A 13,099-nucleotide genomic window follows, 5' to 3' on the forward strand; every position below is an offset into this window, starting at 1 on the left:
ATTGTCTAATGGCCATTCGCCTTGCTGAACTTTATTCATTTCTTCACGGATTGCGATCATTGCTTCACAGAAGCGATCCAATTCGGCTAAGTCTTCGGATTCTGTGGGCTCAATCATTAACGTACCAGCTACTGGGAACGACATGGTTGGTGCATGGAAACCAAAGTCCATCAAACGTTTCGCAATGTCTTCTTCACTGATCCCTGTTGCTTCTTTAAGCGGACGGATATCAATAATACATTCGTGAGCAATTCGACCATTCGTACCACGGTATAAAACAGGGTAGTGAGGGCGTAAGCGCTCCATTACGTAGTTCGCATTCAAAATAGCCACTTTAGTCGCTTCAGTCAGACCCATTTCACCCATCATTGCAATGTATGCCCATGAAATAGGAAGAATAGAGGCACTGCCTAGATCAGCTGCAGAAACCGCATAATCTGAACCTTGAACCCCATTTTCAGAGTGACCCGGAAGGAAGGGGGCTAGGTGAGATTTAACACCGATAGGGCCCATACCCGGACCACCGCCGCCATGCGGAATACAGAAGGTTTTATGCAAGTTTAGGTGAGAAACATCAGAGCCAATAAAGCCCGGACTGGTTAAACCAACCTGTGCATTCATGTTGGCACCATCAAGGTACACTTGGCCGCCAGCGTCATGAACCATGTCACACACTTCGCGCACTTGCTCTTCATACACACCGTGTGTAGAAGGGTAAGTGATCATGATGCTTGATAGGTTTTCTTGATGTTTAGCGATTTTTTCAGCCAAATCGATCATGTCGATGTTGCCGTTGTCATCACATTTAACAACCACCACTTTCATTGACACCATTGATGCGGTCGCAGGGTTAGTACCGTGTGCAGAGCTTGGGATCAAGCACGCATTACGGTGACCTTCGTTGCGGCTTTCATGGTAACGCTGAATCGCAATTAACCCTGCGTATTCACCAGATGCGCCTGAGTTCGGTTGCAGAGAAAAGTCATCGTAGCCTGTAATTTCACACAGCATCGATTTTAGTGATGTCGCTAACGTAGTGTAACCTGCCGCTTGGTTAAGTGGTGCGAATGGGTGAATGCCACCAAATTCAGGCCACGTGACGGGAAGCATTTCAGCCACGGCGTTTAACTTCATGGTACAAGATCCAAGCGGGATCATGCCGTGAGTTAATGAGAAATCTTTGTTTTCCAGTTTTTTCAAATAACGCAGCATTTGTGTTTCGCTGTGATGCGTATTGAACACTGGATGAGTTAAGAACGATGAAGTACGACGACACGCTTCAGGAATAGCCGAGAACTCATCTTGACCAATATCATTTGATAAGCTGTCACACTCTGCGTTATCAACACCAAATACAGCCAGTAACGCCACTAAATCAGAAACCGTGGTGGTTTCATCAAAGCTAATGCCTAATTCAGTATCAAATTTACGTAGGTTGATGCTTGCGGCTAGGGCCTTGGTGTAAAGAATGTCAGTTTGTTGTTCTGTCTTAACCGTTAACGTATCAAAGAAGTGTTGATGCGCTAATTCAAACCCTGCTGATTGCAGAGATTTTGCTACGATAGCCGTGAAATGATGCACACGACGAGCGATGGTTTTTAGGCCTTCAGGACCGTGATACACCGCGTAGAAAGAGGCCATATTTGCAAGCAGAGCTTGAGCCGTACAAATATTTGATGTCGCTTTTTCACGACGAATATGCTGCTCACGCGTTTGCATTGCCATGCGAAGCGCTTGGTTGCCTTTTGAATCAATAGACACCCCAATCACACGACCCGGCATAGAACGTTTTAGTTTTTCACGTGTTGCCATGAATGCAGCGTGTGGACCGCCGTATCCCATTGGAACACCAAAGCGTTGTGCGCTACCAATTGCTATATCCGCACCCATTTCACCAACAGGTTTAAGAAGTACTGAAGCAAGCAGGTCGGTAGCTACAACCACTAAGGTTTTCTTAGCGTGCGCTTGTTCAATCAATGTTGTTAGATCTTTAACTTCACCCGTGGTTCCCGGGTATTGAAGTAGGGCACCAAACACATCATGTGAATCTAAATTTGAGTCAGTATCAACAACAACGTCAAAACCGATGAATTTCGCTCGAGTTTTGATTACCGCTAAGGTTTGTGGATGAACATCATCTGCCACAAAGAAAGTCGAACTCTTGTTTTTACCACCACGTTTACACAGTGTCATGGCTTCTGCTGCTGCGGTCGCTTCATCAAGAAGAGACGCGTTAGCAATATCAAGGCCTGTTAAATCCATTACCATTTGTTGATAATTAAGTAATGCTTCTAAACGACCTTGAGAAATCTCAGGTTGATATGGCGTGTAAGCGGTGTACCAACCTGGGTTTTCGAATACATTACGTAAAATCACATTAGGTGTGTGCGTATTGTAATAACCTTGGCCGATATAGCTTGTGTTCAATGTGTTTTGTTGAGCGATTTGTTTTAACTCAGCAAGCATGGCATTTTCAGAAAGGCCGTGAGGTAATTGCATTGGCTGAGGCAAACGAATTGAGCTTGGTACGGTTTCTTCGATTAATTTTTCTAGTGTTTCAGCGCCAACCGTAATGAGCATATGTTGATGCTGTGAAGAAGCGGGACCATTGTGGCGACGAATAAACTCGTTATCCGTGCCTAATTGTTGAAGAAGCTGACTCATTATCTTAATCCTTCTTGTTGTTTTTATTCTTCTTCGATGCTTTCAAGATATTGATCGCCAGGGATTAAGCTTTCTAGTTGGCCTTCATCAGACAGTTTGATTTTAGCAATCCAGCCGCCTTCATAAGGTTCTTCATTTACCAGCTCAGGGCTGTCTTCTAATTCTTCGTTGATTTCTACAATCACACCAGAGACTGGTGAGTAAATATCTGAAGCCGCTTTTACTGATTCAACTAAAGAGAAACTCTCTTCTGCTGTTACTTCATCATCAACGTCAGGTAAGTCCACAAATACAACATCACCAAGTAAACCTTGAGCATGAGCTGAGATGCCAACAGTTACTGTACCGTCGCCATTTTCACGTACCCATTCGTGGCTTGCTGTAAATTTAAGATCTTTTTCCATGATTCTTCTCCAGTATGAATTGTCTTTAAGCAAATTAGTTCTTGCAAAGTAGCGTTAAGCGAGTCGTGTTATATCTATTAACAACGATAATTATTCCTAAACATACAAGTGTGAAATGCAACATTCAACACAGAAGTTTCCAATAAGAAACTTTGTTTCCCGTTTTGCTACCTAGCGCACTATTTGAGCATCCTTGTTGCCTTTTCTCTCGCAATTTTTCTCTGTAAAGTGAATATTAATAGAGCTATTTGGATGCTTAATGAGCAAGGAGGTTCGATTGCGTCAGTCTGGAAATATTATGGCAGAGGGGAAAGTCGTCAAAATAGAGAAAAACAACGAAGAGCAACCGATTGCTCCGCTTGATCTTGGTAAAAGATTAAAAGACATTCGCATTCAGCTTGGATTGACACTTGAAGAAGCGAGCAAGCGGACGGGGTTGGCTCGTTCAACGCTATCAAAAATAGAAAATGAACAAATATCACCCACATTTCAGGCGCTTCAGAAACTAGCAAGCGGGTTGGATATTGATATTCCACAAATATTTGAGCCACCGAAACAGAAAGGGGCGGCGGGCAGAAGAGATATTACTCGTGTAGAACAGGGGAAACCTCATCCTACAGCGACTTACGAGCATGAACTGTTAGCGACGCAATTATCTAACAAAAGAATGATGCCATTTAAAAGCCGTATACGTGCTCGAGATTTTAATGCGTACGCAGAATGGGTGCGTCATGACGGAGAAGAATTTTTATTGGTTCTAGAAGGTGAAGTTTGTTTTTACAGCGAATTCTATGAACCTGTTAATTTAGCGGTAGGGGACAGTGTTTATTACGAAGCAAGTATGGGACACGTACTTATTTCAATCAGTGAAGAAGACGCTCAAATTCTCTGGGTTACGGCCAAATAATACGTAATCAATAAACGCTTACTTAATTAGAAAAATAACGACTAAATCAGCCAGTGATGGCACATGGAGAAAGAAGAATGTCAGAACAACTAAATAAAACTGCACTTTTTGATATGCACGTAGCTGCTGGCGCAAAAATGGTGCCATTTGCTGGTTATGATATGCCTGTCCAGTACCCACTTGGTGTGAAAAAAGAACACCTTCATACGCGTGATTCGGCGGGGTTGTTTGATGTATCGCACATGGGACAACTGCGATTAAAAGGTGATGGGGCAGCTGCTGCTCTAGAGGCTCTAGTACCTGTTGATATTATTGACCTTCCTTCTCAGAAACAACGTTATGCGTTCTTCACTAACGAAGAAGGCGGCATTATGGATGATTTGATGGTGGCTAATTTTGGTGATCATCTGTTTGTGGTGGTGAATGCGGCATGTAAAGAACAAGATATTGCGCATTTACAAGCACACTTACCAAAAGGCGTTGAACTTGAAGTGATTGAAGACCGCGCATTATTAGCGCTTCAAGGACCAAAAGCGGCGGATGTGTTATCAAGGCTTCAACCTGCTGTGGCAAACATGTTGTTCATGGATTCAATCACGATCGATATTAATGACATCGAATGTTATGTTAGCCGCTCTGGTTATACTGGCGAAGATGGTTATGAAATTTCTGTATCCAATGATAAAGCAGCAGAACTAGCAGATACATTAACGTCATTTGAAGAAGTGGAATGGATTGGTCTTGGTGCTCGTGATTCACTACGTCTTGAGTGTGGATTGTGTTTATACGGTCACGATTTAGATACAACAACGACACCGGTAGAAGCAAGTTTACTATGGGGTATTAGTAAAAATCGTCGAGCTGATGGTGAGCGTGCTGGCGGTTTCCCAGGTGCGGATATTATTCTTAAGCAAATTGAAACTAAAGATGTGAACCGTAAGCGTGTCGGTCTAGTTGGACAAACGAAGGCTCCAGTGCGCGAAGGCTGCAAATTGTTTGATGCGGATGATACTGAAATTGGTGTTATAACCTCTGGTACTGCAGGCCCGACAGCAGGTAAACCAGTATCAATGGGCTATTTAAGAACAGATTTAGCTGTTATTGGCACTGAAGTGTTCGCTGAAGTTCGAGGCAAAAAGTTAGCAATGACAGTTGAAAAAATGCCGTTTGTACCTCAGCGTTATTATCGCGGTTAGAAATTAGAGCCGATTTAAAGATAATTTAACAAAAAAGAGCATATATCTATACTCTTTTTTTTCAATTAGAAAAAAGTATCATTATGCTTTTTGAAGATGAAATAGGATAAATGTCTAAATTTTTGAAATTAATTGAACACTGTGCATTTACCGTTATCTATTTGAATATAAAAAGTTTATGTTGATTCGGCGAACGGCTGTAAGCTCGGAAATAATTTGCATAAAAACGTGATATATAACACAATTGTAACTCTGGCACTTAAGCATTGTTTTTACGATTAGATATCAAATAAGGTTTCTCTATGAAGGTTGTCGATTTTCTGAAGCATAAGCGTGAATATCTGGCTAAACATCCGTTTGAATTAAAAGATTGGATGTCACCAACCATTAAGGATTACTGGATTGAGTTTTTACAGAAAGCCAATAATATTCACATTATTTCATGGGTTAAAGAACACAAACGTGCTGCAAATGGACCGCAGCAAGAAGTAGTTCAACCTGAGCCAATAGAAATGAATCTAGATACTCAAGCTGTATTTGAAGAGTTAAACGCTCGTTTGGGCGAAGAAATCCATATTGGCGATTGGTCGATGATGGATCAAGAACGCATTAATAGTTTTGGTGCTGTTACCGAAGATATGCAGTGGATCCACACTGATCCAGAAAGAGCATCAGCGGAATCTCCATTTAAAACTCCAATTGCGCATGGTTTTTTAACGCTTTCTATGTTGTCAAAATTAACGGATAACGTGGGAAGTGGCAATTTACTTTTCCCTACTGCAAAAATGACAGTAAATTATGGGTTAAATAAAGTACGTTTCCCATATCCTGTTAAAGCAGGTAAGCGAATTCGAGCAAGAAGTACGCTAATGTCGGTTACAGTGATTAAGCGTGGCTTAGAAATTGAAACAGAAGTTAAAGTTGAAATTGAAAAATGTCGTCGTCCAGGTTGTGTTGCTGTTTCAGTAATCCGTTTATACTTTTAGGACTTTTTCGTTTAGAAACAACTTTCTAATAGTTAGAATATAAAAACCGCGTTAACCTATTTATAGGATAACGCGGTTTTTTTGTATCTTATTATTGGGTTTGTATTTAGATACAGATACAGATACAAATACTACGCGATTTGTCGGTCATTATGATCCGCACCACGGAGCATAGCTTGTACCAGCTCAGTTGCCTCAAACTTAGTTAACGCTTCATGGGCACCAACTTGATGAGCTTGCTCTACACAGATCTCGCTAGACAGAGAAGTATGCAGGATCACATAGGCATCTTTTAATTTTTTATTATTTTGAATTTCAAATGCTAGTTCATAGCCGTCCAAACCGGGCATTTCAATATCACTCACTACAATGTTAAAAGGACTACTGTCATCAGAAGCTTTCTTTAGCATCTCATAAGCATCTAATCCATTTATTGCAACTTGATAAGGGATATTAATGCTATCTAATGCCGTTGATAGTTGTTTACGAGCAACAAAAGAGTCATCTACCAATAAAATATTTAAAGGTTTTAATTTCTCTCTTTCTACATCAGATAAAATTGGGTACAAGTTAGAAGTATCTTCAGGATAGATTTTTGATAATAGGAGTTCGACATCAAGCAGTTGAACAATCTTGTCTTCAAAGCGAGTGATCCCTGTGACAAAAACATTTGTTCCTGCTGTCTTTGGTGAAGGTTCAATAGTCTTCCAGTCACACTCAATAATTTTATCTATCGCTCTTACTGCAAACCCTACAACAGTGCGCATGCAATCGGTAATTATAATATAGCAATCTTTTAGTTCCTCTTTATGAAGAGGCCGAAAGCCAACAGCCGCTGACATATCAATAATCGGAATGGCCATATTACGAATGGTTGCTGTCCCTAATACATGGTGATGAGAATAGGGGATAGAGGTTAGCGCTTGAAAAGGCACGATCTCACGAACTTTCAACGTACCAATAGCAAAACGCTGTGTCAGTGTTAGCTTAAATAGCAGCATTCCTTGAGATTGGTTTGCTTTGCTTTTCATAAGTAATAGCCTTTTGGTGGTAATTATTTTTATAAATACAATTGTAGTTTTTTTGAGACGCTTTTTAAAGGATAGGCTATCAATTGATGGAGAATAAACGATATAATTAGGTTTAATTTATCTAGAATCATTTTGAGGCATTCATGGCTAGCACTGCAGCTGCGCTACACATCCTTGTTAAACATAAAGAACAAGCAGAAGACATTATTCAACAGCTTAATAAAGGCGCTAAATTTCATGTATTAGCGAAAAAATACTCTAGCTGTCCTTCTGGTAAAAAAGGTGGAGATTTGGGCGAATTTAAAAAAGGCCAAATGGTACCTCAGTTTGATAAAGTGTGCTTTAGTGGTGAAACGCTTGTCCCACACCTAGTGAAAACTAAATTCGGCTGGCATGTGATTAAGGTACTTTACCGTACATAAGCAATCGCCTTTTCGAAACATAAAAAATCCGACCTATATTGTCGGATTTTCTATTATCTGTTCAACGTAAACTTGAAGAAATTAACGTTCCCAGTACGCTTCTTCTAAACAATCTTCACGTTCTGGCATTGATTTAGATAAACGTGGAGAGTGTTGCGTTAATACTTCATAGCTTGCACGGTTTGAGTACTTACAAATTTGAGCGAAAGAAGAGTAAGTTAAATACTCTGCATCGTGCTTACTTGAGTTTGGTACATTCTCTTTATGATAGAAGTTTGCAGCCATATCATGCAGTAGGGCAGATAAAGCAGCATCACCAGCACCATTCGTGTTCTTTATCTCCATTGGGCCACCCATGTAAGGGGCAATGTGAGAAGATACTTTAATTGGCTTAGTACACAGTGCTTTCATCATTGGACGACTGTATTCAAAACGGTTGAATTCAGGAATGTTACCCGGAAGAAGTGGTTTATCAGTTTCGCGTTTAATACTTTCTTCTGTGAAGCCAGCCATGTATAAACCAACGGGACCAGCAGTACAAAGTACTAAATCTACCCATTCTAACGCTTTATCTGCTGCTAGTAGGGGATCTTTTTCACCGGTTAAGGCTTCTGCTTCTTCTTCGTTCATTGCAACAACAGTCACATTCTCTTTTAAGAAGGTTTGCCACCATTCTGCTTTGCCTTCAATAACGTATTTTGTGCCTAACGTTAGTACAACAGGGACATTATGAGCTTTTGCACAATTAATCGCTTTTTGAACCGCATCCATCATAGGGTCCCCTTCTTTACCACGAACAAGGTAAGAAGAAATCACTAATGCTGAAGCTTTATCAAAAATATGTTCAGGAACGTGGTCAGGGCAGAGTTGGTTCATGTCACCTTCATTGATTGCGAACGTACGCTCACCATCTTCAGTGATCAAGGTGTAACAACGACCAATAGGGCCTTGAACTGGTTGTAGGTAATCTAAATCCATACGGCTTGTTGTGTTACATAAGTAACGATAAGCGTAAGAACCGATTTTAATGTTTTCACTCATTACACCCAGCAGAATAGATTTGCTGTCTGCAAGTACGGAGTAATTATGGAGGGTGTTACCAATAGTATCACCAGGATACTCATGACTGATCAAGTTTCTTTCAAACAGCTCTTTATATAAAGCTTCTGCTTTTGATTCTTCAAGAACCAATGAATGACCTTTGCTTAACTGATGACGTTGTAAAAATTCATCGTCTATTTTTGCCTCAATATCGACAATAGTTTGACCAACACCGATAAGATGGGTGCGTTCAAGTTTAGGCGTTTGTTTGATTTGATTCACTAATGGATCGCGAGTGTGAACAGGAAAATAATGTTTAGACTTACGTTGGCCAGGAAACTTCATGAATTAAAGATCAGTTAATAAGTGAATTTTCCGAGATTATATCACAAGTTTTTTCATTAACATTCATGAATCCTGTAAAAAATAGAGATCTAGATCACTTTGCATTTGTGAAGGGAAATAGCAAACGTTTACTTTTGACGGATTGATGAAGAATAGAACAGACTATCGTTCGATATAAAATATTAAGATCTTTCTTTTTTAAGGGTAATATTCTTTAGTGAGTGTTTTTGTGATTATATTGTTCTGAAAGTTGTCATTTGTTTGCAGATTTATGAATAGTATCACAAAAAAAAGTGAATTATCAGACTTGCGAAATAAGTTTCCGGCCCTATAATACTGAAAACCGGAGCGCCTGCCAGCGCACCGGTTTTTTTGTGCCTGCCATCTTGGTTTGTTAACTGCCTTCTGCCAAAGGCAACAAGAGATAGTAGAGCCAGTATCGATTATACGAGGAATTTATCATGCGTATCGAACAAGAATTAAAGTTAGGCTTCAAAGATGTACTGTTTCGTCCTAAACGCTCAACACTGAAAAGTCGCTCTCAAGTCGAATTAACCCGCGAGTTTACATTTAAGCATAGCGGTCGTCAATGGTCTGGTACACCTGTAATTGCAGCTAACATGGATTCTGTAGGTAGTTTCGCTATGGCGAAGGCACTTTCTGAGCACGGTGTGATGACTGCGATTCATAAGCATTACACAGTTGAAGATTGGGCTGGCTTTGTAAAAGAGAGCGACGCTTCTGTTCTTAATAACTCAATGGTTTCTACGGGTACTTCTGAAGCTGATTTCCAAAAAACAAAAGATATCATGGCATTAACGGATGACTTGATCTTCATTTGTGTTGATATCGCAAATGGTTATTCAGAGCATTTAGTTCAATATGTTGAGAAAGTACGTGCACAATTCCCAGATAAAGTAATTTCTGCTGGTAACGTTGTTACTGGTGATATGGTTGAAGAGCTTATCCTTGCTGGTGCCGATATCGTTAAAGTGGGCATTGGCCCGGGCTCTGTATGTACTACTCGTGTTAAAACAGGTGTTGGTTATCCTCAACTTTCTGCCATCATTGAATGTGCTGATGCCGCGCACGGCCTTGGTGGTCGTATCATCGGTGACGGTGGTTGTTCATGTGCTGGTGACGTATCTAAAGCGTTCGGCGGCGGTGCTGATTTCGTAATGCTAGGCGGTATGCTAGCAGGTCACGAAGAGTCAGGCGGCGAAGTGATTGAGCAAGACGGTAAGCAGTTCATGAAATTCTACGGAATGTCTTCACAAAGTGCGATGGACAAACACTCAGGTGGTGTTGCTAAGTACCGTGCTGCTGAAGGTAAAACTGTGTTATTGCCATACCGTGGTTCAGTTCATACAACGATTTCTGACATCCTTGGCGGTGTACGTTCAACTTGTACATACGTAGGCGCAGCAAAGCTTCGTGAGCTAACTAAGCGCACAACTTTCATCCGTGTACAAGAGCAAGAGAACAACGTTTACGGTAAAGAGTAACCACTCGATATTTCGTAAATAATGAATAATGAAAGGTCGCATTTAGCGGCCTTTTTTTTGGCCTAAAAATGGCTAATGACTACAAAATGACTACGCAGATCCAAGTTTTTATTTTCCACATTATTCAAATGTGAGTAATTATGCATATTTAGTGTATTACTTAAAAGTAGCTTAAAGGGTTCTTTGTAATGGCATCACTTAAATGATCTGGTGCAAAGTGAGCATAACGCATGGTCATTTGGATATCAGCATGACCAAGAATGTCACGGAGAACCAAAATATTACCGCCGTTCATCATAAAGTGACTAGCGAAAGAGTGGCGTAAAACGTGAGAGGCTTGTCCAGTAGGTAAATTAATACCTATTTTATGCTTTAAAATGTAGCAAAAAGGGGTGTAGCACTCTTCAAACAACTGACCTGATGTTGGCTTATAGATTTCGTTATATAGCTCTTCATTGATAGGTACAGAGCGAATTTTCTTATTCTTTGTATTGGTATAAGTGATATTGAACTTAGAAAGTTGATTACCAGTTAATTGTGCGGCTTCATTCCAACGCGCACCAGTAGATAAACACACCTTTACTATCTTCAGCATATCTTGGCGTTTATGGTCCGAGACTTTTGCAAGGAGTAGGGCGATCTCTTCTTTTGCTAAAAAGCTCATTGGTCTTTCATGATCACGAAATGGCTTAATGCTTTCTAATGGGTTTGGGCCTTTCCATTCGCCCAGTTCTTTAAGCTTTTCAAATACTGCTTTAAAACGAGCTAACTCAGAATTTAATGTCGCAATACTGGGTGCTCCTTTCTGCCATTTACTATCTACAAAGGTAATTTCACCAGCCATACGTTTACAGCGAAACTCTGCGTAAACCTTAGCGGTAAAAGTTGAGGCAACAGGATTACCCATAGCTTTAACCATGTGCTCAAACTTTTGATAGATAATTTGGCCATTAGACAGACTTACGCCATACATAGAAAACCAAATCTCAATAAGGATTGATAATCGACGGTTTTCGAGTTTGTCACCTTTCCACGGTTTTTCTTCTACTTTTTTTAGAGTGTAGTGCTCAAAGGTAGTGGCTTCACCTTTAGAGGAAAAACGTTTACGAATGCGTATACCTTCGCGGCCGTTCGTGTAGAAGTCGGCGAGCCAAGGTTTCTTTGAATTGTCTTTTAAGTTGCGGATAGCCATGAAAATACCTTAATACTGTTTTTATATACAGTGTCACAATGTATAATCGAACACAATGTTTGGTTGTGACGAACTTAAACAAAGCTAAACGTTTGGAGTCAATGTTTGTTGTAATATAGAGCAAACAGCCTCTAAATTTTATGTATGAGGTATAATCAAGTGTTAGAAGAGGTTAGTTTCATGTACTATCTTCGGCTTGGTAAAAATTACCAAATATTTAACTATTACTGAAAGGCGAACTAGTGTCTGTTCAAAAAGAACCAATTATATTTTCATTTTTTTCTGGGAGTGGTTTCCTCGATCTTGGCTTTGAAAAGTCGGGGTTCGATGTGCGTTTTGTTAATGAATACCATAAACCATTTTTGGAAGCTTATAAGTATTCAAGAAAAGTAATGAAGTTAGCTGAACCTAAGTACGGACATTTTTTAGGTAGTATTGAAGATTTTGTTACAGGTGAACGAGCTAAAGAATTAGGTCAATTAGTTGAAAATGCAAAAGCAGATTCATTAGTTGGTTTCATCGGTGGACCACCTTGTCCTGATTTCTCTGTTGCTGGTAAGAATAAAGGCTCAGAAGGGGAGAATGGTAAGCTTAGTCGTGTTTACATTGACGCTATCATTGAAAATAAACCTGATTTCTTTTTATTTGAAAACGTTAAAGGTCTTTGGAGAACGGTAAAACATCGAGCTTTTTATGATGCGATGAAAGAACGTTTGGAAAAAGAAGGTTATATTCTTACTGACCGCCTGACGAACTGCCTTGAATATGGAGTTCCTCAAGATCGTGATCGTATTTTGCTTTTTGGTATTCATAAATCTCGTGCCGGTGACATTACATCTTCTGAATTAGAAACTCGATTCGATTGGGAAGGGAATATAAGTTTTGATAGGGCTATTGTATTAAATAAGAGCATGTGGCCAACTCAAGAAGACTACATTGAAGATTCAATCAAGACATGCCCCCCAGATTTAGAAAGCTTTAGTGAGTTAACAGTAGAACACTGGTTTGTAAAAAATGATGTTTATAACCACCCAAATGCAAAGCATCATTTTATACCACGTCAAGCATTACCAAAGTTTCAAACAATTTTAGAGGGTGATGACAGTAAGAAGTCATTTAAAAGACTTCATCGTTGGAGATACTCACCAACAGCTGCCTATGGTAATAATGAAGTTCACTTACACCCATATAAAACCCGTAGGTTAAGTGCCGCGGAAGCATTAGCTGTTCAATCTTTGCCTAAAGATTTTGCATTTTCACCAATGATGACTCTTTCTGATATGTTTAAAACAATAGGTAATGGTGTTCCATATCTTGCCGCTGAAGGCTTAGCTAAAACTATTAATTGTTATCTTAAATCACTATAAAAAAGGAGCTCATAGAGCTCCTTTTTTATGCGGTTCAAT

Annotated in this window: 11 protein-coding genes; 6 read left to right on the forward strand and 5 right to left on the reverse strand. The window is 39.9% G+C overall.

What is annotated here, in order from left to right; translation table 11 throughout:
* Both gcvP and gcvH read right to left on the reverse strand, forming a co-directional pair.
* Nucleotides 1–2,664, reverse strand: a 2,664-nt coding sequence (gcvP, locus tag Q1K78_RS15545; RefSeq protein ID WP_300180880.1) for an aminomethyl-transferring glycine dehydrogenase, incomplete at its 3' end; no start/stop codon positions are given.
* A 23-nt stretch (nt 2,665–2,687) separates the two neighbouring features.
* The gene (gcvH, locus tag Q1K78_RS15550) at nt 2,688–3,068 is read right to left on the reverse strand and encodes a glycine cleavage system protein GcvH (RefSeq protein WP_300180883.1); all 381 of its coding nucleotides are present in this window, start codon (nt 3,066–3,068) and stop codon (nt 2,688–2,690) included.
* Nucleotides 3,069–3,366: 298 nt separating this feature from the next.
* Here gcvH and Q1K78_RS15555 point away from each other — a divergent pair, with 298 nt between their 5' ends.
* The 3 genes from Q1K78_RS15555 to Q1K78_RS15565 all read left to right on the forward strand — a co-directional run bounded on the left by Q1K78_RS15555 (nt 3,367) and on the right by Q1K78_RS15565 (nt 6,157).
* The gene (locus Q1K78_RS15555) at nt 3,367–3,975 is read left to right on the forward strand and encodes an XRE family transcriptional regulator (protein ID WP_300180909.1); all 609 of its coding nucleotides are present in this window, start codon (nt 3,367–3,369) and stop codon (nt 3,973–3,975) included.
* A gap of 77 nt (nt 3,976–4,052) precedes the next feature.
* The gene (gene gcvT, locus Q1K78_RS15560) at nt 4,053–5,171 is read left to right on the forward strand and encodes a glycine cleavage system aminomethyltransferase GcvT (protein WP_300180886.1); all 1,119 of its coding nucleotides are present in this window, start codon (nt 4,053–4,055) and stop codon (nt 5,169–5,171) included.
* Nucleotides 5,172–5,473: 302 nt separating this feature from the next.
* Nucleotides 5,474–6,157: a MaoC family dehydratase gene (locus Q1K78_RS15565; RefSeq protein ID WP_300180889.1), complete on the forward strand. Its 684-nt coding sequence runs from the start codon at nt 5,474–5,476 to the stop codon at nt 6,155–6,157.
* 131 nt (nt 6,158–6,288) lie between these two features.
* Here the strand turns inward: Q1K78_RS15565 and Q1K78_RS15570 are convergent, their stop codons facing one another.
* The gene (locus tag Q1K78_RS15570) at nt 6,289–7,188 is read right to left on the reverse strand and encodes a chemotaxis protein (protein ID WP_300180892.1); all 900 of its coding nucleotides are present in this window, start codon (nt 7,186–7,188) and stop codon (nt 6,289–6,291) included.
* Between the two features lie 143 nt (nt 7,189–7,331).
* On the opposite strand from Q1K78_RS15570, the gene Q1K78_RS15575 reads away from it, so the two are divergent.
* Nucleotides 7,332–7,610 (forward strand): peptidylprolyl isomerase, encoded by a 279-nt coding sequence (locus Q1K78_RS15575; protein ID WP_300180895.1) that lies wholly within the window; start codon nt 7,332–7,334, stop codon nt 7,608–7,610.
* Between the two features lie 81 nt (nt 7,611–7,691).
* Here Q1K78_RS15575 and Q1K78_RS15580 read toward each other — a convergent pair whose 3' ends face one another.
* Entirely contained in the window at nt 7,692–8,996 is a 1,305-nt protein-coding gene (locus Q1K78_RS15580; protein WP_300180898.1) for an inosine/guanosine kinase, read from the reverse strand.
* Nucleotides 8,997–9,457: 461 nt separating this feature from the next.
* Between Q1K78_RS15580 and Q1K78_RS15585 the strand changes: the two genes are divergently transcribed.
* Nucleotides 9,458–10,501, forward strand: coding sequence for a GMP reductase (locus Q1K78_RS15585; protein ID WP_300180900.1), 1,044 nt, complete (start codon nt 9,458–9,460; stop codon nt 10,499–10,501).
* Between the two features lie 160 nt (nt 10,502–10,661).
* On the opposite strand, the gene Q1K78_RS15590 is transcribed toward Q1K78_RS15585, so the two are convergent.
* The gene (locus Q1K78_RS15590) at nt 10,662–11,693 is read right to left on the reverse strand and encodes a tyrosine-type recombinase/integrase (protein WP_300180903.1); all 1,032 of its coding nucleotides are present in this window, start codon (nt 11,691–11,693) and stop codon (nt 10,662–10,664) included.
* A 242-nt stretch (nt 11,694–11,935) separates the two neighbouring features.
* On the opposite strand from Q1K78_RS15590, the gene Q1K78_RS15595 reads away from it, so the two are divergent.
* Complete coding sequence (locus Q1K78_RS15595; protein ID WP_300180906.1) at nt 11,936–13,060, forward strand: DNA cytosine methyltransferase; 1,125 nt, start codon at nt 11,936–11,938, stop codon at nt 13,058–13,060.
* Nucleotides 13,061–13,099 lie beyond the last annotated feature (39 nt).

This window comes from uncultured Aliivibrio sp. (assembly GCF_946479765.1).
Classification (GTDB): domain Bacteria; phylum Pseudomonadota; class Gammaproteobacteria; order Enterobacterales; family Vibrionaceae; genus Aliivibrio.